General features: G+C 64.4%; 21 protein-coding genes. 8 read left to right on the top strand and 13 right to left on the bottom strand.

Features of this window, described 5'->3' with window-relative positions:
• Positions 1-46 precede the first annotated feature (46 nt).
• Both CH262_RS07415 and CH262_RS07410 read left to right on the top strand, forming a co-directional pair.
• Positions 47-1,297, top strand: a complete 1,251-nt coding sequence (locus tag CH262_RS07415; protein WP_057472748.1) for an Hsp70 family protein — start codon at positions 47-49, stop codon at positions 1,295-1,297.
• Between the two features lie 47 nt (positions 1,298-1,344).
• Positions 1,345-2,214, top strand: coding sequence for a 1,4-dihydroxy-2-naphthoate polyprenyltransferase (locus CH262_RS07410; protein WP_032375571.1), 870 nt, complete (start codon positions 1,345-1,347; stop codon positions 2,212-2,214).
• Here CH262_RS07410 and CH262_RS07405 read toward each other — a convergent pair.
• The 5 genes from CH262_RS07405 to CH262_RS07385 all read right to left on the bottom strand — a co-directional run bounded on the left by CH262_RS07405 (position 2,211) and on the right by CH262_RS07385 (position 4,349).
• Positions 2,211-2,591 carry a phage holin family protein gene (locus tag CH262_RS07405; RefSeq protein WP_032365232.1) on the bottom strand — a complete coding sequence of 127 codons (381 nt, stop codon included), beginning with the start codon at positions 2,589-2,591 and terminating at the stop codon, positions 2,211-2,213. The two genes, CH262_RS07410 and CH262_RS07405, sit on opposite strands and share 4 nt — an antisense overlap.
• A gap of 33 nt (positions 2,592-2,624) precedes the next feature.
• Positions 2,625-3,128, bottom strand: a complete 504-nt coding sequence (locus tag CH262_RS07400; protein WP_094717294.1) for a Clp protease N-terminal domain-containing protein — start codon at positions 3,126-3,128, stop codon at positions 2,625-2,627.
• Between the two features lie 6 nt (positions 3,129-3,134).
• A complete protein-coding gene (locus CH262_RS07395) occupies positions 3,135-3,350 on the bottom strand; it encodes a hypothetical protein (RefSeq protein ID WP_032365231.1) in 216 nt (71 codons plus the stop codon).
• Positions 3,351-3,438: 88 nt separating this feature from the next.
• Entirely contained in the window at positions 3,439-3,780 is a 342-nt protein-coding gene (locus CH262_RS07390; RefSeq protein ID WP_094717391.1) for a hypothetical protein, read from the bottom strand.
• Positions 3,781-3,848: 68 nt separating this feature from the next.
• Complete coding sequence (locus tag CH262_RS07385) at positions 3,849-4,349, bottom strand: MarR family winged helix-turn-helix transcriptional regulator (RefSeq protein WP_045840678.1); 501 nt, start codon at positions 4,347-4,349, stop codon at positions 3,849-3,851.
• A 74-nt stretch (positions 4,350-4,423) separates the two neighbouring features.
• Between CH262_RS07385 and CH262_RS07380 the strand changes: the two genes are divergently transcribed.
• The 4 genes from CH262_RS07380 (at position 4,424) to CH262_RS07365 (ending at position 9,598) form a co-directional block, all read left to right on the top strand.
• Complete coding sequence (locus CH262_RS07380; protein WP_094717293.1) at positions 4,424-5,332, top strand: NAD(P)/FAD-dependent oxidoreductase; 909 nt, start codon at positions 4,424-4,426, stop codon at positions 5,330-5,332.
• Positions 5,333-5,455: 123 nt separating this feature from the next.
• Positions 5,456-6,796 carry an HNH endonuclease signature motif containing protein gene (locus CH262_RS07375; protein WP_143547080.1) on the top strand — a complete coding sequence of 447 codons (1,341 nt, stop codon included), beginning with the start codon at positions 5,456-5,458 and terminating at the stop codon, positions 6,794-6,796.
• A gap of 25 nt (positions 6,797-6,821) precedes the next feature.
• Positions 6,822-9,281: an aminopeptidase N gene (gene pepN, locus CH262_RS07370; protein WP_094717291.1), complete on the top strand. Its 2,460-nt coding sequence runs from the start codon at positions 6,822-6,824 to the stop codon at positions 9,279-9,281.
• Between the two features lie 5 nt (positions 9,282-9,286).
• Positions 9,287-9,598 carry a hypothetical protein gene (locus CH262_RS07365; protein ID WP_027498322.1) on the top strand — a complete coding sequence of 104 codons (312 nt, stop codon included), beginning with the start codon at positions 9,287-9,289 and terminating at the stop codon, positions 9,596-9,598.
• A gap of 6 nt (positions 9,599-9,604) precedes the next feature.
• Here CH262_RS07365 and CH262_RS07360 read toward each other — a convergent pair whose 3' ends face one another.
• Positions 9,605-10,687 (bottom strand): PLP-dependent cysteine synthase family protein, encoded by a 1,083-nt coding sequence (locus CH262_RS07360; RefSeq protein WP_032390602.1) that lies wholly within the window; start codon positions 10,685-10,687, stop codon positions 9,605-9,607.
• The gene (locus CH262_RS07355) at positions 10,684-11,037 is read right to left on the bottom strand and encodes a DUF4229 domain-containing protein (RefSeq protein WP_082519146.1); all 354 of its coding nucleotides are present in this window, start codon (positions 11,035-11,037) and stop codon (positions 10,684-10,686) included. The genes CH262_RS07360 and CH262_RS07355 overlap by 4 nt, the downstream gene beginning before the upstream one ends.
• A gap of 199 nt (positions 11,038-11,236) precedes the next feature.
• Here CH262_RS07355 and CH262_RS07350 point away from each other — a divergent pair, with 199 nt between their 5' ends.
• Together CH262_RS07350 and CH262_RS07345 are read left to right on the top strand one after the other, a co-directional pair.
• Entirely contained in the window at positions 11,237-11,452 is a 216-nt protein-coding gene (locus tag CH262_RS07350) for a BldC family transcriptional regulator (RefSeq protein ID WP_027498325.1), read from the top strand.
• Positions 11,453-11,587: 135 nt separating this feature from the next.
• Positions 11,588-11,785: a membrane protein gene (locus CH262_RS07345; protein ID WP_027498326.1), complete on the top strand. Its 198-nt coding sequence runs from the start codon at positions 11,588-11,590 to the stop codon at positions 11,783-11,785.
• A gap of 9 nt (positions 11,786-11,794) precedes the next feature.
• On the opposite strand, the gene CH262_RS07340 is transcribed toward CH262_RS07345, so the two are convergent.
• The 6 genes from CH262_RS07340 to CH262_RS07315 form a co-directional block, all read right to left on the bottom strand.
• Positions 11,795-13,078 carry a MinD/ParA family ATP-binding protein gene (locus tag CH262_RS07340; protein WP_179274944.1) on the bottom strand — a complete coding sequence of 428 codons (1,284 nt, stop codon included), beginning with the start codon at positions 13,076-13,078 and terminating at the stop codon, positions 11,795-11,797.
• 498 nt (positions 13,079-13,576) lie between these two features.
• Positions 13,577-14,560 carry a c-type cytochrome biogenesis protein CcsB gene (ccsB, locus tag CH262_RS07335; RefSeq protein WP_027498328.1) on the bottom strand — a complete coding sequence of 328 codons (984 nt, stop codon included), beginning with the start codon at positions 14,558-14,560 and terminating at the stop codon, positions 13,577-13,579.
• A 3-nt stretch (positions 14,561-14,563) separates the two neighbouring features.
• Positions 14,564-16,183, bottom strand: a complete 1,620-nt coding sequence (gene resB / locus CH262_RS07330) for a cytochrome c biogenesis protein ResB (RefSeq protein WP_094692683.1) — start codon at positions 16,181-16,183, stop codon at positions 14,564-14,566.
• The gene (locus CH262_RS07325; RefSeq protein ID WP_032369910.1) at positions 16,180-16,989 is read right to left on the bottom strand and encodes a cytochrome c biogenesis CcdA family protein; all 810 of its coding nucleotides are present in this window, start codon (positions 16,987-16,989) and stop codon (positions 16,180-16,182) included. Before CH262_RS07325 ends, resB begins: the two co-directional genes overlap by 4 nt.
• Positions 16,990-16,994: 5 nt before the next feature.
• Entirely contained in the window at positions 16,995-17,585 is a 591-nt protein-coding gene (locus CH262_RS07320; RefSeq protein ID WP_045840652.1) for a TlpA disulfide reductase family protein, read from the bottom strand.
• Positions 17,578-18,240 carry a histidine phosphatase family protein gene (locus CH262_RS07315; protein WP_027498332.1) on the bottom strand — a complete coding sequence of 221 codons (663 nt, stop codon included), beginning with the start codon at positions 18,238-18,240 and terminating at the stop codon, positions 17,578-17,580. The genes CH262_RS07320 and CH262_RS07315 overlap by 8 nt, the downstream gene beginning before the upstream one ends.
• Positions 18,241-18,261: the final 21 nt, after the last annotated feature.

The raw sequence follows: 18,261 nt of genomic DNA, 5'->3' as shown, positions 1-18,261 counted from the left end.
AGACGGTACAGTGTCCACGTCGCCGTACAGGAGAGGCCGGTTGGAGATGCGTTCGTCGGTAGGTGTGTCCCTGGGAACGTGCGGCATCCGCACGTCTCGGACGACCGAAGACGGCACGTGGACAGACGCCGCTCCCTTCGACGACTGGCAGCTCTCCCCCTCCCCCGAGGACGTCGCGCGGGTCGTTCGCGGAATCGTCGACCGCCCGGACGCGCCGCAATCGCTGGGCATTGCATACCGGACCGCCGACGAGCGTGATCGCATCACGAAGGCTCTGGCCGAGGAATACGTCTCGGACGTACATCTGATCGACGAGACCGACGCTGCCCTCGAGTACCTCCGTCCCGGCCTGGCCAGCCAGCACCGCACCATCGCCCTGTTCGACGCAGGCGAGACCGGTGTCGACATAGACATCGTCGACGTCGAATCCGGCCGCTCCTACGGCTCGACTCGTACGACAGCAATCAGCGGAGCCTCGTTCGACGCGGTGGTTCGGGAACACATACTGGGCCTCGGCATCGTGCGGGAGCCGCACACACACGACGAGGACACTGCTCTGACGGCATTCTGCCGTGGCATCAAAGAGGCACTGTCCACGCACGAGACCACGAGCACGCCCGACGGCGAACACATTCTTCTCGAGCGCCACATCTTCGAGCTGTCGATCGCCCGGGCCACCGAACAGGCGGCCACCACGGTCCGCCAACTGGGGCTCGAAGCCGAGTTCTATCCCGACGCCGTCATCGCCATCGGCGGTACGAGCAATGTCCCTCTGGTCCGCACGACACTCGAACGGTTTCTGCAGCTGCCGATCATCGTCCCCGAGCAACCAGAACTCGTCGTTGCAGGTGGGGCGGCCGTGCACGCTGCACGCGTCGACGTCGACCGCATTGCACCGGTCGTCTCGCACCGACCGGCGCTGGCGCGGCTCGGATTGATCGCGCTACCGATCGTGGGCGTCATCGCTGCCGTCGGACTGTTCTCGGGCCTGAGTTCCGAGAGCGAAGACCAACCGCTGAGCACCCCTGCCAGCGTGGACGAGGGCATCCGGCAGACCACGACACCCTCGGCTGCACGGACCACCACCGCCACACCGTCACCGACCCCGGACATCCCGGCCCCGCCGCCGACGTCAGCTGCACCACCTCCGGCCGCCGACAGCGTGCCGTACGTGCAGTATCAACCGCACTACAACCCGCCGCCACCGCCGCCCGCTCCGACGGTGCCGCTACCGCAGATCCCCGGAGTCCAAATGCCTGTCATCCCGCTGCCGGTACTGCCGCGTCTGCCGTTCTGACCGGCCGCGTCCGCACCCTTCCGGCAGATACGGAAAGATCGTCGCTCATGGCCACCACAGCACAATGGATCGAAGGGGCGCGACCCCGAACGCTCCCCAACGCTATCGCCCCCGTCCTCGTCGGCACCGGTGCAGCCGTGTCCCTGGACGCAGGCGTGTGGTGGAAGGCTCTACTGGCACTGATCGTCTCGTTGGCGCTGATCGTGGGCGTCAACTTCGCCAACGACTACTCCGACGGAATCCGCGGCACGGACGACGACCGAGTCGGCCCACTCCGACTCGTCGGCTCCAAGGCCGCCTCGGCAGGAGCCGTCAAACGGGCAGCCATCGGCTGCTTCGCGGTCGGTGCCGTCGCAGGTCTTGTCCTGGCCGCCACGAGCGCTTGGTGGTTGGTGATCGTCGGCCTGATCTGCATAGCCGGTGCCTGGTACTACACAGGCGGCTCGAAGCCCTACGGCTACAGCGGATTCGGCGAGATTGCCGTGTTCGTGTTCTTCGGACTCGTCGCCGTGCTCGGCACCCAATACGTGCAGGCCGAGCAGATCGACTGGGCGGGCGTGCTGGCCGCGGTAGCCGTCGGATCCTTCTCCAGTGCCGTACTCGTCGCGAACAATCTTCGGGACATCCCCACCGATACCGAGTCCGGAAAACGGACGCTCGCAGTGCGATTGGGCGATACCCGCACACGCTATCTACACCTGGCACTGCTGGTCGTCCCGTTCGCCATGACCGTCGCGCTGATCGCCCGAACCCCATGGGCCCTGGTCGCTCTGCTCGCGCTACCCCTCGCTGCGCGCGCCAACTCGCCGGTTCGCGGCGGTGCTCACGGCTTCGAGTTGATTCCTGCGCTGCGTGATTCGGGATTGGCAATGCTCGTCTGGGGTGCCGCTACCGGTGTGGCGCTGGCGTTCGCCTAACGCTTCTCGGGCACGAATGCGCCCAGCAGAAAGTTCACGATCGAGATGATGATCGCGCCCCAGAACGCGGCCGCGAAACCGACGATCTCGAGGCCGTAACCGGTCTGCGACGACAGCCACCCCGTCAACATCAGCATCAACGCGTTGATCACGAGAGTGAACAGCCCGAGGGTGAGAATCAGCAGCGGCAGTGACAACAGCTTCACCATCGGCCTGATGAACGCGTTGACGATCGTCAACACGGCCGCAATACCGAGCAGGACCACGATGTCCCACCCGTCACCGCGGCCCGAGCTGGTCACGGTGATGCCGTCCACGAATTCCTTCGCAACCCAGATGGCGACGGCATTGATCACGAGCCGAATCAGAAAGTTCATGGCGCCCATCGTAGAGTTCGGGCCCGCTCGGAGCTATGACGTGTGAACCAGCAGGACGGCGTCGCGCAGATCGTCCAGGCCTCCGCGAACACTCACGAGCTCGGTGAACGATGGATCGGCACCTGCGATCACACCGAGAAGCATGTGCTCGACGCCGATCTCCCTGTCCCGCAATCGGACGGCCTCCTTCAAGGCCCGCTTCAGCGCTTCCTTGGCCGACGGCGCGAACGGCAGGTGAGAATCGTTCGAATGGTCGACGTCTCCGAACCCCACCGCAGTCTCGACGGTGTCGATCACATCGTGAAGGTCGATGCCGATGGACCGTAGGGCCCGGGCGTCCCTCGACAGCACGTCCTCGAGCGCGTTGTCGAGGGTGAACCCCGCCTCGGCCAGCGCAGACCCGAGCGGTTCGTCGGCATTGTCGAGCGCACCGAGGAAGAGATGAATGGGTTCGACCCGCTCCGAGTGCAACACCCGGGCGTGCAGCCGGGCACTGATGACGACCGCCCTGGCCTGAGTGGTGAATCGCTCGAACATGATTGTCTACCTTCCCTTTCCGCCGTGCTTCTTGTGAACCGCCTGTCTGCTGACACCCAGCGAATCCGCTATCGCCTGCCACGCCCATCCCTGATTCCGTGCGTTGCGAACCTGGACGGCTTCCAGACGTTCGAGCAGACGGCGAAGTGCGGCTACGGCACGCAACCCCTCCCCCGGATCGGAACTGGCGGCCGCGGCGGCCAATGCAGTGGCTTCTGTCATGTATGTCAATTTAGGTTGACAGAAAGGGGGTTGTCAACCTTTATTGACATACAGGTCGGCCGGAGCGTCGACGCCCCTCGGCGACAGATCAGTGGTCCACAGTGATATCGACGGACACCCGCCCACGGTCGTCACGGGTCGCCGTCGCGAGCCCGGAGTACTGGACACCGCCGAGGTCGACATCGACACGACCGCCGCCGTCCACGAAGTTTCGCCACCAGTTCTTCTTGTCCGGCATCGCCACCCTGACCTTCAGGTGCTCACCCTTCCGGCTGATCGCAACCGGCAATGCGATCCTCTTGCCGGACTTCCGGCCGGTGTAGGTCAAAATGCCCATCGAGCGTCCGAGCACCCTGTCGAGCACCGGTGCCTTCATCACGACCATGAAGACCTTGTTGAACCCTGCCGCCGACTTCTGAAATGTGTTCATCGTGTCCGCCTTACGAATCGCCCCGCACGTGTTGGCGAGCGTAGCCGTGACACAGGCCGACAGGAACGTCACTGAGACGGCAGACCGGACTCCATCGACTCGGCGAGCGTAGTCAGGGCCTCGAGAACACGGTTTCGACGTGCACCCAACGCATCGAACAATCGTCCGTGCGCTTCGAGCTCTCGGGGAAATACATCATCCACGATGCGCCTCCCCTGATCGGTCAGGGTGATCGACGCAGACCGTCGGTCTTCGGCGCTGGGCACGCGCTGCAGAAAGCCGCGACGTTCGAGCTTTCCGAGCGTCTTGCTCACACCTGCGCGGGTCATGCCGAGCAGCTCCGCCAACCGCGCTGCCGTCACCGGTTCGATCGCGTAACGCAGGGGCACCATCAATTCCACCTCGGCGACGGATACATCGGCCGCGGCGTATATCGGTTCGACGGCCACGTCGAGCAGCGCGACGATGCGCTTGATCTCGGCCACCACCTGCATCGGCGAGGTGTCCAGCTCCGGGTTGAACTCGGCCCACCGTGCACAGGTCAGCTCACGAAGCGAGGCATCGGTCATCGGCACCACCAATATTGTTAACTAGTTGACAGTTCTGCTACGTTCACAACATATCGCACCACCGAGGAGGCATCTTGACGTACGACACCGTGGTAATCGGTGGCGGCCCAGCCGGACTCAGTGCCGCGACACTTCTGGCTCGCGCCCGCCGAAAGGTGATCGTTGTCGATGCCGAAGAACCACGCAACGCGCCTGCCGACCATGTTCACAACTTCCTCTCGCGCGATGGTTCCACACCCGAGGAGTTGCATCGGGCTGGATGCGAGGAAGTCCTCCGATACGGTGGAGAAATTCTGCGCGGCAAAGTAATTGGACTCGACGAGGGATTCGAGGTCCGCCTCGAGGGCGGCGAGTCCCGGCACTCGCGGTCGGTCTTGGTGGCCACCGGGCTTCGAGACGAACTGCCCGATATCCCCGGCGTTCACGAACAGTGGGGCTCGGGAGTACTGCATTGTCCGTACTGCCACGGCTACGAAGTTCGGGATCAGCCGATAGCCGTGGTCGGCGGATCCAACCGACCGTTCACGATCCACCAGGCGTCGCTGATTCGCCAATGGTCGGACGACGTCGTCTTCTTCACCAACGGCATCGAACTGAGTGAAAACGAACGCCTTCGACTCGACGCGCGGTCCGTCGGAATCGTCGACGTACCGGTTGCTCGAATCGTTGTGCAGGACGGTCGCGTCATAGCCATCGAGCTGACGAACGGGACCGTCGTTCCTCGAACAGTCGTGTTCGTCGGGCCGACGTTCGTTCCGAACGACGCGCTCCTGCGATCGATCGGATGCACTCGCCTCGACAACGGCTGGGTGGCCACCGACCCGACCGGGCTCACCAGCGTCGACGGCCTGTGGGCTGCGGGGAACGTCTCGGATTCCCCCGCCCAGCTCATCAATTCGGCAGCCGCAGGATCGAAGGCTGCAATCGCCATCAATCACTACCTACTCGAACTCGATGTGACCCGAGCCGTCAGCGCGGTCTGACGCCTCCTGCCAGCGCCGAAGAATGTGTCGGTGCCCTGTTCTACACTTGCCGCAGTGGATCGAATACGTGTTCGACCTTCAGTCGCTGGGGGGGGTGACATGGGGCTACGGAAAGCGGTGTGGGTGACGGGGGACCATTCTCCGCTCGCCGACGTTCTGGGAGCGCGACGGACGATCAACGCTGCCGTAGCTTCGGAACTTGCTCTGCTGGACGAGTATGTCCGCAGCCGAACGGCCAGCGCGGCACCGTGGGACACCGGGGTCAACGAGAAGGATCTGTTCAACTCGGCAGTCTGTGAACTGGCGGCGGCTCTGTCGTCCACGTTTGCCGCCATCAACAACAAGGTGCAGATGTGGCGTCAACTGCGCCCTCTCGTGCGTCAGGGCTTCATCGACGGTGCCCTCGATCTGGAGCGAGTCAGAACGATCCACGATCATCTACTTCATGCCCGTCCGGAGACGGCCGTTGCCCTGGAGACCGAGATTCTCAAGGCCGCCCGGGAGATGGCACCGGGAGCTCTGGGCCGCGAAATCGATCGACTGCTCATCGAGGCCGACGCCGACTGGGACCGTGCGGTACGCAAGCGTGCCGCACGCACCGAGAAGCGAATCCGCCTTCGTCGCCGGGCACGAGGACTGTCGAGCCTGACCACACTGATGACCGACGGCGAAGCCGACGAACAACTTGCGCGGATCGACGCCGAGGTCATACGCCTGCACCCGGAGGATCCGCGGTCGGACGACCAACGACGGGCCGACGCTCAGACCGCCTTGATGCGCGGGGAGACACTGCTGTGCGAGTGCGCGACATGCCTGACGCCGCGCGACGGCGACAGGGCCCCCGAGCACGATGATCCGGACACAGCGGACAACGAACCATCGGACACCGACTGCGCCGCAACCGACGGAACACGCAGCGGCAGTTTTACTTCCGCTGCACCGGGGGACGAGCCGCCGACGAGCCAATCACCGAACACGATCCCACCGGACGCACCGCCACCCAGGCTTCCCACGCCCGGCTCTGTGAATACCAGAGCTACCCGATCGCGGCCGGGTGGGGGAACGCTGATCGAACGGTGGCGTGCCATCGTCGGGGACGACCCCATCGGGATCCACGCCTTGTACCCCGACGGCCATGGGGGCATGAAACTCCCGCCGCCAGGCGCGCTGAGCTATACGCCCAGTCGAGCTCTCGCGGCGACGGTTCGAGCCGAGAACCCGTACTGCCTGCATCCTGGCTGCAACGTGCCCTCGGAACGATGCGACCTCGACCACATCGTCGAATTCGACCGACACCGCCCCGAGAAGGGCGGCTGGACCATCCTCACGAACATCGGTCCGCGCTGTCGGCTCCACCACAACCTCAAAACGCGCAAACTTTGGCGCACCGAACTGCTTCCGGACGGAGTGCTGCATATCGTCGATCCACTCGGACGTCACTACTTCACCCCACCCGCCCTGTGAAAAACAATCACCTAGGGTTGGTTCGGTGAGCACCGCGAATCTGACCCGAACCGAAACTCGCAGGCGATCGCGCCACATAGACGGGGTGAAATATCTCGTCGATCTGAACCTCTTGCGCGCCGAGGACACGGACGTCGACACCTTCGAGTCGGTGACGACTATCGAGTTCGATGCCACGACTGCGGCGACATGGGTCGATTTCATCGGTGCGTCCGTGGACGAGGTCACCGTCAACGGCACCGATGCGCAGGTCGATTACGACGGAGCTCGCATTCAACTGGTCGGACTCGCCGACCACAACGTCGTTCGGATACGGGCACGCGGGCGGTACAGCAGGTCGGGTGAAGGACTCCACCGCTTCGTCGACCCCGTCGACGACAACGTCTACCTGTACACCCAGTACGAACCTGCCGATGCGCGACGGGTGTTCGCGAATTTCGAGCAACCCGATCTGAAGGCCTCGTTCACGCTGAGGGTCACAGCACCCCCGGCATGGACGGTCCTGTCCAACCGCGCGGGAGTCACCGACGGCACAGTCACCACGTTCGCCCCGACGCTGCCCATATCGACGTACATCACCGCGGTTGCGGCCGGGCCGTACCACGGTGTCGAATCGTCCTGGACCCGAGGCGATCTGACTGTCCCGCTCGGCGCGTACTGCCGCGCATCCCTCGCCGAGTATTTCGACGCCGAGGACATCTTCGACATCACCGAGCGTGGCCTGGACTTCTTCCACGACAAGTTCGACTATCCGTACCCGTTCGGTAAGTACGACCAGATTTTCGTCCCCGAATACAACCTCGGTGCCATGGAGAACCCCGGTCTCGTCACGTTCACCGAATCGTACGTATTCCGTTCGGCGGCAACCGAAGCCCAGTACGAGGCTCGGGCGAACACGATTCTGCACGAGATGGCGCACATGTGGTTCGGCGACCTCGTCACGATGCAATGGTGGGACGATCTGTGGCTCAAGGAGTCGTTCGCCGACTACATGGGTGCGTACGCGTCGGCCGAAGCCACCCGGTTCACCGATGCCTGGGTCAGTTTCGCGAACCGCCGAAAGGCGTGGGCCTATTTGCAGGACCAGCTTCCCACCACTCACCCGATCGTCGCCGACATCACCGACCTCGAGGCAGCCAAGCTCAACTTCGATGGCATCACCTACGCCAAGGGCGCAAGCGTGCTCAAACAGTTGGGGGCGTTCGTCGGTGCCGACGCCTTTTTCGCAGCGTCCCGCAACTACTTTCGTACGCATGCCTTCGGTAATACGACCCTGACGGATCTCTTGAGCGAGATGTCCACCGCCAGCGGGCGAGACCTCGAGACCTGGGCGGGCGCGTGGCTGCAGACCACCGGCGTGTCCACCCTGACTTATACCGGCGACGCCGTCGAGCAGACGGATCCGCGTCCGCACCGCATCGCGGTCGGGCTCTACGATCCGGACGAGGCCGGAAATCTCACGAGGACCCACCGCTACGAACTCGACATCACCGACTCGCGAACGCCCGTCGACTTCCCCGATTCTGCACTGGTTCTGCTCAACGACGACGATTTGACCTACGCCAAGATCCGATTCGACGAGCGCTCCACCGCCACAGTGCGGACCTCCCTCGATCGCATCGTCGATCCCCTTGCACGAGGGCTGGTGTGGTCGGCACTGTGGAACTCCACCCGGGACGCCGAGCTCTCTGCGATCGAATACCTGGACATCGCAACCAGATTCGCGCCGACCGAACCCAAGATCGGGTTGCTCTCCGCAGTCACGGCCAACGTCGCGTACACACTCGCGCACTACCTCCCCGAAGACCGACGGGACGAGCCCACCCGGCATTGGTTGGAAGCGTCGTGGCGGCAGCTGCAATCTAGCGAACCCGGAAGCGACGCGCAGTTGGTGTGGGCGCGGGCGGTCGCATCGGCTGCGCAACTCGATGACTTCCTGGCCGACGATCTACGCTCCCTGCTCGATGGCACCGCGACCATTGCCGGGCTGAGGCTGGACCCCGATCAGCGCTGGGCATTCTGGCTGGCACTCGCCGCCACCGGACACGCAACGACCGCAGAGCTGGATACCGAACTCGGTTCGGACGACACACTTTCGGGGCGCACTGCCCACACCGCGGCGGCGACAGCGATCCCTGACGCCACAGTCAAAGCGAGCGCGTGGACTTCCATCACCGAGCGCGACGACGTGTCCAACGATGTTCTCGACGCCTTCATCACCGGGTTCGGGGCGGGTCACCGACCGGACCTCACTCAACCGTACGAGGACCGGTATTTCGAGTCCATCTCCTCGTTGTGGACCTCACGCAGCATCGAGATCGCACGGAGGATAGTTGTTCGCCTCTTTCCTCAGCGATCGTCGACCGACAGTGCAGACGTGTGGCTCGCCGAGCACGAGTGGGCACCGGCTGCGTTGCGGCGCTTGGTGATCGAGCAGAGAGATCACCTGGCCCGGAGTTTGCGCGTGCAGGCTCGGCTAGGGTGACGATCATGTCCGACCATGATGCTCGACGTTCGTTCGCCACGTCCGCTCTCGCCGCAGGCGGCTTGCTCGGCGGCTTCGCTGTTGCTCGCCGGTCGCACAATCGCCAACTCGGCGGAGCAGTGCTCGCTGCAGTCGGCGTTGTCTGCACCACGCAATGGCAGAAGTCGTCGGGCTCGGCTCGTGCCGGCGCACTGCTCGGGACGTACCTCGTGGCGTTCGGTGCGTCGCACCCGCTCGCGAAGAAGATCGGTGCGTGGCCGGCCGTCGGGACGGTCGCCGCTGTCACTGCGGTGACGTCGATGGTCGTGACCTGGTAGATCTGCTCAGAACACCCCGGTACGGATGAACTGCTCGAGCGCGGCGGTCGGTTCGTCGAGATCCATCCCCTGGCCCGCGACCCAGGTGTCGTCGAAATAGGTTTGCGAGTAACGGTCTCCGCCGTCGCACAACAACGTCACCACACTGCCGGTGCGTCCCGCGGCAATCATCTCGGAGATCAATCCGAAGGCACCCCAGATGTTGGTGCCGGTGGATCCTCCCACTCGTTTACCGATCGCAGCCGAAGTGAATCTCGCGGCCGCCACCGACGCAGCGTCGGGCACCGCGATCATTCGATCGATCACTTGGCCGACGAAGGACGGTTCCACCCGCGGTCGCCCGATGCCTTCGATTCGTGAGGACTTACCGGTCTCGAAACTCGCGTCACCGGTTTCGTAGCCTCCGATGAAGGCCGAGTTCTCGGGGTCCACGACGGCCAAACGCGTTGCGTGTCTGCGGTATCGGATGTAGCGACCGATGGTGGCGCTCGTTCCGCCTGTTCCCGCGCCTACGACCACCCAATCGGGGATGGGACATTTCTCGAGCCGGAGTTGATCGTAGATGGACTCGGCGATGTTGTTGTTTCCTCGCCAATCGGTGGCCCGTTCGGCGTGGGTGAACTGGTCCATGTAGTGGCAGTCGGGTTCGGCTGCGAGCCGGTGCGCTTCGGTGTACATCTCGCCGGGGTGGTCGACGAAGTGGCAGCGCCCACCGTGCGATTCGATGAGGGCGATCTTGGCGGGACTTGTACTTCTGGGCATGACTGCGACGAATTTCAATCCCAGCAGGCCGGCGAAATATGCCTCACTGACCGCCGTGGAGCCGGAAGACGCCTCGACGACCGTGGTTCGCGCGGTGACCCAGCCGTTGCAGATCGCGTACAGAAACAGCGATCGCGCCAGCCGGTGTTTCAGGCTGCCGGTGATGTGAGTGGATTCGTCCTTGAGGTACAGCGAGATTCCCCATGCGGCAGGCAGTGGATAGCTCAGCAGGTGTGTGTCGGCACTGCGCTGAGAATCGGCTTCGATCAACCGGACTGCGTTGTCGACCCACTCACGCGATCCGGAGCGGTCCACCGATGCGGTCACTTGCGGCCGTCTTCACCGCGCAGCTTGGACTGCAGGTCCGCGCGAGCGGTGCGTCGGTGTTCGTCGACCGCAGCGATGGACTCGTTGACGCGGATGCGCATCTGCTTGAACAGAAGCAGGGACAACGGCAGCGAGATGAGGACGCCGAAGATCGCGGCGACGAGGATCGGAACCTCGATGCCGAAGAGTAAACCGACACCGATGATGATCGCGGCAATGACGATGACGAGCGCCAAACGCGCGAACGTGTACACGGCGAGATTGATGGCAAGGGACTTCTTCGCAGAACGGCCGGGCGTGGGGTTTCCGCTGGTCGGGTCGCTTCGGTCGGCATTCGTCGCATCGCTCACGAGCTCAAGGTTACCGGGCCGTGCGGGGCTCACCACCCACCCCTAACGTGACCGATTTGTCCATTACCTCCCCTTTACCAACCTTGTATCAGTCGAGTACCTAGGGGTCCGAGTGCAACCATGGGGCTCACAACACCGCAGACCGATATCTCCGGTTCGACGCAAATGCACAGAACCGCACCGTAGGAGGACACGACAGATGAGCGCACCCACGTTCCACAAAGCTCAGGACTCACTTCTCACACCGGGTCAGGTAGCAGCGCTTTTTCACGTCGACCCCAAGACCGTGACTCGCTGGGCGCACGCCGGACGTCTTGGATCGCTCCGCACTCCCGGCGGACACCGTCGCTTCCGCGAAACCGAGGTCATGCAGCTGCTGACTTCTCTGACGACCGAAGCCGGCGTACAGCACTGAGACAGGCCATTCGGCGCAGTTTCGGCAACGACCTCCGCACCCGTACGAACTCATCGAACATTCTCAGGAATCTTCGACGCTCGACGGGTGCGGAGGTCGTTGCATGACGGCTACCCTCGTAGTAGGAGGTGCGTCGTGATCTATCTATTGGCGTTAATCGGTTTGGTGGCAGTGATTGTGCTGCTGTGGAAGGCATTCGGACCCAGCACGCAACCTGAACCCCCGCGGACTGTCGGACCCGATGACGATCCGGAATTTCTCTGGAAAATCAACCGGGACGCTCGTCGCGGAGGCAAGGACGGGACCGACGCCGGCACTGAAGTCGGCGAATAAAGTTTCCGATCAGCTGCGGCGAGAAGTAGTGGGCGAGGCCGGAAAGCCTGCTGCCACCGCCGCAGCTACTTCGAGGAGTGCCTTTCGCGTGCGTCCACGAAGCCTGCCCAGTTCGATCTCAGCCCCCTCCTCCAGATGCGGGTCGAACGGAACCGTCCGAACCTGAGCGCACCGCTGCTCGAAATGTTCGACCACCTTCTGCAAGTCGACTTTTCCCGCCCTCGGTCTTACCGCGTTGACCACCGCCACCGACGTGGCCACCAGTTCTCGATAGCCATGAGCATCCAGCCAATCCAATGTCGCCGACGCGCTCCGCGCCCCGTCCACAGACCCTGAGCTGACGACGACCAGAGTGTCCGCGCCCTCGAGAATGCTTTCCATCGCCGAATGCATCAATCCGGTGCCGCAGTCGGTGATGACGATGCTGTAGAACTTCTCGAGCAGTGTCACCGTTCGGTCGTAGTCGTCACCGCTGAATGCCTCGGACGCCGCCGGGTCCGAATCGGAGGCCAGCACCTCCAGCCGATGGACGTTCTGTGAGGTGTAGGCCCGAACGTCGCTGTAGCGCTCCAAGGAATCCATGTCTCGCAACAGATTTCGGACCGTCGCCGTCGTTTCCGACGGTACTTTCTGCCCCAGCGTTCCGCGGTCGGGGTTCGCGTCGATCGCAATCACGCGGTCACCGCGGATGTCCGCGAACGTCGAGCCCAACGTGGCCGTTGTCGTCGTCTTTCCGACCCCACCCTTCAACGAGAGCACCGCGACGCGGTAGCACCCCACCAATGGTCGATCGACCTGCGCGGTCAATTCGAGGCGTCGCTGTTGCGCCGGACTGTTCCCCACATCGATCCGACCACCGGACATCAGATACAGCGCACGACGCCACCCGGCCACCGGAGCGACACTTGCCGACCTGATCAGCAACGAATCGCCGAGGTCGGCCGCCGACATCGGCTGCGACAGCGGTCGATGATCCGGCTGAACGACAGCAGCCACGGCAGGAACCACAACAGGAACATGGGCGGGCAACATCGGTTGCGGCCACGAACCGGGTTGCGGAGCCCACTGCCCATACCCCTGACCCTGCCCATTTCCCTGCCCCTGCGTCGGCCAGCCGTTCTGGGCCTGCCACTGATTCTGGGCTGCCCACTCGTTGTTCGGCTGCCAATATTGCTGGGGCACAACAGCATTCTGGGGAAACACCATCCCGTTCTGCGGCTGGACAGGGTGCTGACCCTGTTGCCCAGGCGGCTGCGGCTCGCGCATGGGCCGAGTCGGCGGACCAAGGGGCATGGCCATGTCGGACGAAACAGGTGACACAACCGGTGGACCCGATGCTTCGGGCATCGTCGGCATCTCGTCGGTCGGTGGCGTCGCCTCGACGGGTGGAGTCGACATTGCCGCGACAACAGGAGTCGGGCTCGGAGCATCCGCGGGCGGCATGGAGATGGGGGTGGATCGGAACGGTTCACGCTCCCCCGAAACCCGAGACTCCCCCACAACCCGAGAAGACCCCGCAGGCTCAGCAGACCCCGCAACCCCCGAAACTTCCCCAACCCCGGCAGACCCGACAACCGGGGTCTCGGTCACCACCGGCTCCGGCGTGTTCGGGGTTTCGTCGTCGTCCATCGGTCGGACGGGTTGCCAATTGTTTCCGTGCCGATCGGCCATGACCGATTTCCCCCCAGTGTGCGTCCCGCGTCGAGTGCCGGCTCGGATGTCTCCCCCATCGAGCCGGATCGGACGCTACCAGCTGCACGTCGGCAGCGGAGCGTGTGGAACGCGCAGAGGTCAGTTCAGTCCTGCGTAGCTGTGCAGACCGGAGACGACCATGTTGATTATGAAGAGGTTGAACAGCATGGCAGTGAATCCACCGACGTTGATCCACGCGGCGCGGGTGTTTCGCCAGCCGGAGGTGGCGCGGGCGTGCAAGTAAGCGGCGTAGATGATCCACGTGATGAAGGACATCGTTTCTTTGGGGTCCCAGCCCCAGAAACGTCCCCATGCGGCCTCGGCCCAGATCGCGCCGAGGATGACGCCGGCTCCGAACAGCGGGAAGGCGACGATGGTCGTCTTGTAGGCGAGTCGGTCGAGGGCTTGGGCGTCAGGGAGCTTGGAGGCGAAGCGGCCCCAGAATCCCACGCTCTCCTCGCCGAGCGGTTGTTTGATGCGCAGCAGGAACAGCAGGCTCGCGACTCCGGAGACCAGCAGGATGCCGCTGCCGACGCTGACGATGGTGACGTGGATGGGCAGCCAGTAGGAGCGCAGTGCCGGGACGACGGGTGCGGCGTCGGCGTAGAGCTTGGTGGCGGCAAAGAACATCAGCACGATGATGGGTGCGAGGACGAACACCAGCATCGGGCGCATCGTCTTCTTGCGCAGCACCACCACGGAGGTCAGTGCTGCGGCAGCAGTTGCCATGGTGACGAACTCGTACATGTTGCCCAGCGGGAATCGGTGGGTGGCGAATCCGCGGAGCACGACCGAGGCGATGTGTAGGACGAGGGCCGGTGCGAGCAGCGCGAAGCCCATGCCCGCGAGGCGTTCGGACAGCGGGCGCTTGGGTGCCTCGATGACGCGTCCCGGGCCGGAGGACGCAGCCTGCGACGACGCGGTTACGGGGGCTCCGGCACCGACGAGTTCCTTGGCCTGAGCGGCCGTCGCCTTGGCGGAGGCGTACTGAGCGATGAGCAGGACGAATGCGAGCACGTAAATGGTGAAGGCTGATTCGAACGACCAGTCGCTGTACTGCGAGAGTGTCTCGTTGATCGGCATCGGTCAGTTCTCCTGTTTCGAGGTGTCGCCGAGCAGGCGGGTGCACAGGCGGTCGAACTCTTCGCCCCACCCCGCCTGATCGGTGCGTGCAAGTCCGCCGAGTTCTACTACAGTACGTCGTGAGTCGCCGTCGGCGGTGAGTCGGACCCAGATTCTGCGACGTTTGATCACCAGTGAGACGAGCAGTCCGCCCATCATCGTCAGCGCGAACACCAGGACCCAGGTCTGAGCCGGGTCGTGCGAGACCTGCAGGTTGACGAATTCCTTTGCCCCGTCGAATCTCACGACGGTGCCGTCGCTGAGTGTGGCCGATTCCCCGGGCATGAGGTTGACGCGGTCCTGCTTGACGAGCCTGCCCTGGGCGATCATTTCCTGATCGAGCGAGAAGATGGACTGCGGGAGTCCGGTGTCGAGTCCGGTGTCGCCTTTGTAGATGTCGATGGCGACGGCCGGGTCGTTCATCGCCGGGAAGCTCGACGACAGCAGACTGCCGTGGAACGACGCCGTCGGGGCGAACAGTCCTTCGATGGCGATCTGGTTCTTACGCCGGTCCAGCGCGTCGGGGTAGAGGCCACCGGGTGGGTCGACTCGCAGTACCCCGCTGGAGAGGAATGTGGTGGCGTCCGTCGGCTGCCATTGGATGGTGTCGGTGCGGGTCTCGCCGTTCGGGAACGTCACCGTGAACGTGGGCGCGTAGCCGTGGCCCTGCAGGTAGACGCGGTCGCCCGCGACCCGCAGCGGGTGGTTGACCTGCAGTCGGTCGTCCTGCCAGACGTTGTTCGCCAGGTCTTCGCCGGCCTGGTACTGGATGTTCGAGGTGAACATTTCCGCCTGGCCGTTGTCGAGGTAGTCCGCCTGGAAGTCCTTGACGCGCAAGCACAACGGCTCGAGGTCGGTGCCGTCGACGAGGTTGCCCGCCCGGAACGAGTCGTAGTTGGCGGGCGTGGAAGTGCAGAATCCGGGGCCGTCGTCGGCGATGACGATGCGGTTTCCCTCGTAGCCGAGCAGCTTGCCCATGGCGATCGCGGCCAACAGTCCGACGAGCGAGAGGTGGAACACGAGGTTGCCGAGTTCGCGAACGTAGCCCTTCTCCGCCGAGAGCGTCACTGCCCCGCTGCTCTCGGACCGTTGCGCGACGCGCCACCCACGCAGCTGAGTACGGACCTGGGCTGCGATCTCCTCGGGTCCTCCGGCGACGTCGTACCGGGTGTGGTGCGGCAGGCGCGAGAGGTTCCGCGGCGCACGAACGGGCTTGGTGCGCAACTGTTTTGCGTGCTCGATGCACCGCGGCAGGATGCAGCCGATCAGGGAGACGAACAGTAGTGCGTAGATCGCGGTGAACCAGAAGCTGCCGAACACGTCGAACAGTTCGAGCTTGTCCATGATGGGGCCGAGGGTCGGACGGTCGGCGATGTATTGGTCGACCTTGCCCGCGTTGAGGCTGCGTTGCGGTACCAGGGCACCGGGCACGGCGGCGAAGGCCAGCAGGAACAGCAGCACCAGTGCGGTCCGCATACTGGTGAGCCCGCGCCAGGTGTTGCGCACCACGGCCACGGCCTTACCGAGTACGGATTGCTTGTGCGGCGGCGACGCTTCTGTCCGCTCCTCGGTCTCGGTGGTCATATCGGCAACACCACATCGGAGACGAAGGCGTCGCGCACCCAGCCGACGAATTGATCCCAGGCACCGGTGACCAGTGCAATTCCTACCGCTATCAACATGATTCCGCCGAACACCTGTATCTGTCGTGCGTGTGTACGTAGCCAGCCGACGCCTCGAAGTGCGCTGACCGATCCGAACGCGAGGATCACGAACGGCAATCCAAGACCGAGGCAGTACGCCACGATGAGGGTGACTCCGCGGGCAGCCGTGGCACCGTCGGTGCCTGCGGCGAGCGAGATGACGCCGGCGAGGGTGGGCCCGAGGCACGGAGTCCAGCCGAGTGCGAACACTCCCCCGAGCAGGGGCGCTCCGGCGAGGGAGCCGATCTGCTTCGGCTCGAACCGCACATCGCGCTGCAGCGCGGGAATCAGTCCGACGAACACCAGGCCCATGGCGATGGTGACGACGCCGCCGATTCGCATGAGCAGTTCGCGGTTGATCGCCAGCACCGAAATTGCGCCGAACACCGACGCGGTGGCGAGAACGAACACCACGGTGAATCCGAGGACGAACAGCCCCGCGGCTCCCGCGACGCGCAGCCGACCGCTGCGCACCTTCGTCTTGACGGCCGCTTCGTCGGCGCTGACCGCCGGTGCGTCGGCTCCGACGACCCCGGCGAGGTACGACAGATATCCCGGAACCAGCGGTACGACGCACGGTGATGCGAAGGAGACGAGCCCGGCCAGGACGCAGGCTCCGAGGGCCAGCAGCAGCGGCCCGGAGGCCGCAGCTTCCTGGAAACTCGCGCCGACGCCGGCTAGGTACATCTCGCTCACGGCTGCACAGGCTCCTCGGCTGCTACGCGCTCGACGACGGGCTGCAGGTCCTCGACGAGCAGTTCACGCAGGAACACTGCGGCCACGCGGTGCTGTCGATCGAGCACGATGGTCGTCGGAATGACGGAGGTCGGAACACCACCGAGCGCGGTCAGGGTGCGCATCGGCGGGTCGTAGATCGAGGAGTACGTGACGTTGTTGCTGACGACGAAATCCTGTGCTGCGGTCTGTGATTCGTCGCGCACGTTGATGCCGAGGAATTCGACGCCGGAGGCCTTGGTGGCCTCGTAGACCTTCTCGAGGTCGTCCGCTTCTCCGCGGCACGGTCCGCACCACTGACCCCAGACGTTGAGGACGACGACGTCACCCTCGTAGTCCGACAGCGAGGTCGTCTTGCCCTCGGTCATCAGATCGGGCCCGGAGAGTTCGCCGAGTGCGCCGCGGTCGGACGGCGGATCGTAGAAGATTTCGGTCTTTCCGCCGGGCGAGACGAACTGGAAGGTACCGCCCTGAGCAACCGCGTCGGTGCCGGTCGAACACCCGGCGACGAGGGCCACAGCGGAAACCGCGAGCAGTAACCTACGCACCGGTGATCCTCGGGTCGGATGCTCCTGCTGGCTCGGAGTAGACGAGATCGACGAGCTGATCGCCCTCGTAGACCAGTGACGTCAGCGACGCGAGTCCGCACTGGCGATTGCGCGGGTCGTGCCAGAGCCGGTCGCCCTGGAGGAACCGGCGCAGCGTCCAGACCGGGAGTTGGTGGCTCACGCAGACGGCCTCGTGCCCGACGGCTGCGACTCTGGCCGCGTTGACGGCGGCGAGCATGCGGTGTGCGATCTGCAGATACGGCTCGCCCCAGGACGGGGTGAACGGGTCGCGCAGCTTCCACCAGTGCCGAGGCCTACGCAAGGCTCCGTCGCCGACAGCAACGCGCAGCCCCTCGAACTCGTTACCCGCCTCGATGAGGTTCTCGTCCTCGGACACCGTCAGGCCGTGGGCTGCCGCGATCGGGGCAGCAGTCTCCTGGGCGCGTTGCAGCGGCGACGCGACGACGTGCGTGATGTCGTGACCGGCGAGCGCATCTGCGACGGCCTTGGCCTGGGACTGGCCGGTGACCGACAGCTTGAAGCCGGGCAACCGCCCGTAGAGGATGCCCTTGGGGTTGTGCACCTCGCCGTGCCGGAGGACGTGCACGATGGTGCGCGTCGTCGAGTGCGGGTGTGTTGCGGGGGCCTCGGTCACGTCGGGGTCCTGTTTCTCGCT

This window comes from Rhodococcus sp. 05-2255-1e (assembly GCF_002259025.1).
Lineage (GTDB): Bacteria > Actinomycetota > Actinomycetes > Mycobacteriales > Mycobacteriaceae > Rhodococcoides > Rhodococcoides fascians.
The sequence above is the reverse complement of the archived record's forward strand: the minus strand, read 5'-3'. Positions and strand labels throughout refer to the sequence as shown.

What these genes read in the sequence shown, in the direction of transcription:
- CH262_RS07415 (WP_057472748.1), top strand. Translation starts at nt 47, where the DNA reads ATGCGTTCGTCGGTAGGTGTGTCCCTGGGAACGTGCGGCATCCGCACG.
- CH262_RS07410 (WP_032375571.1), top strand. Translation starts at nt 1,345, where the DNA reads ATGGCCACCACAGCACAATGGATCGAAGGGGCGCGACCCCGAACGCTC.
- CH262_RS07405 (WP_032365232.1), bottom strand. Translation starts at nt 2,591, where the DNA reads ATGAACTTTCTGATTCGGCTCGTGATCAATGCCGTCGCCATCTGGGTT.
- CH262_RS07400 (WP_094717294.1), bottom strand. Translation starts at nt 3,128, where the DNA reads ATGTTCGAGCGATTCACCACTCAGGCCAGGGCGGTCGTCATCAGTGCC.
- CH262_RS07395 (WP_032365231.1), bottom strand. Translation starts at nt 3,350, where the DNA reads ATGACAGAAGCCACTGCATTGGCCGCCGCGGCCGCCAGTTCCGATCCG.
- CH262_RS07390 (WP_094717391.1), bottom strand. Translation starts at nt 3,780, where the DNA reads ATGAACACATTTCAGAAGTCGGCGGCAGGGTTCAACAAGGTCTTCATG.
- CH262_RS07385 (WP_045840678.1), bottom strand. Translation starts at nt 4,349, where the DNA reads ATGACCGATGCCTCGCTTCGTGAGCTGACCTGTGCACGGTGGGCCGAG.
- CH262_RS07365 (WP_027498322.1), top strand. Translation starts at nt 9,287, where the DNA reads ATGTCCGACCATGATGCTCGACGTTCGTTCGCCACGTCCGCTCTCGCC.
- CH262_RS07350 (WP_027498325.1), top strand. Translation starts at nt 11,237, where the DNA reads ATGAGCGCACCCACGTTCCACAAAGCTCAGGACTCACTTCTCACACCG.
- CH262_RS07340 (WP_179274944.1), bottom strand. Translation starts at nt 13,078, where the DNA reads ATGCCCCTTGGTCCGCCGACTCGGCCCATGCGCGAGCCGCAGCCGCCT.
- ccsB (WP_027498328.1), bottom strand. Translation starts at nt 14,560, where the DNA reads ATGCCGATCAACGAGACACTCTCGCAGTACAGCGACTGGTCGTTCGAA.
- resB (WP_094692683.1), bottom strand. Translation starts at nt 16,183, where the DNA reads ATGACCACCGAGACCGAGGAGCGGACAGAAGCGTCGCCGCCGCACAAG.
- CH262_RS07325 (WP_032369910.1), bottom strand. Translation starts at nt 16,989, where the DNA reads ATGTACCTAGCCGGCGTCGGCGCGAGTTTCCAGGAAGCTGCGGCCTCC.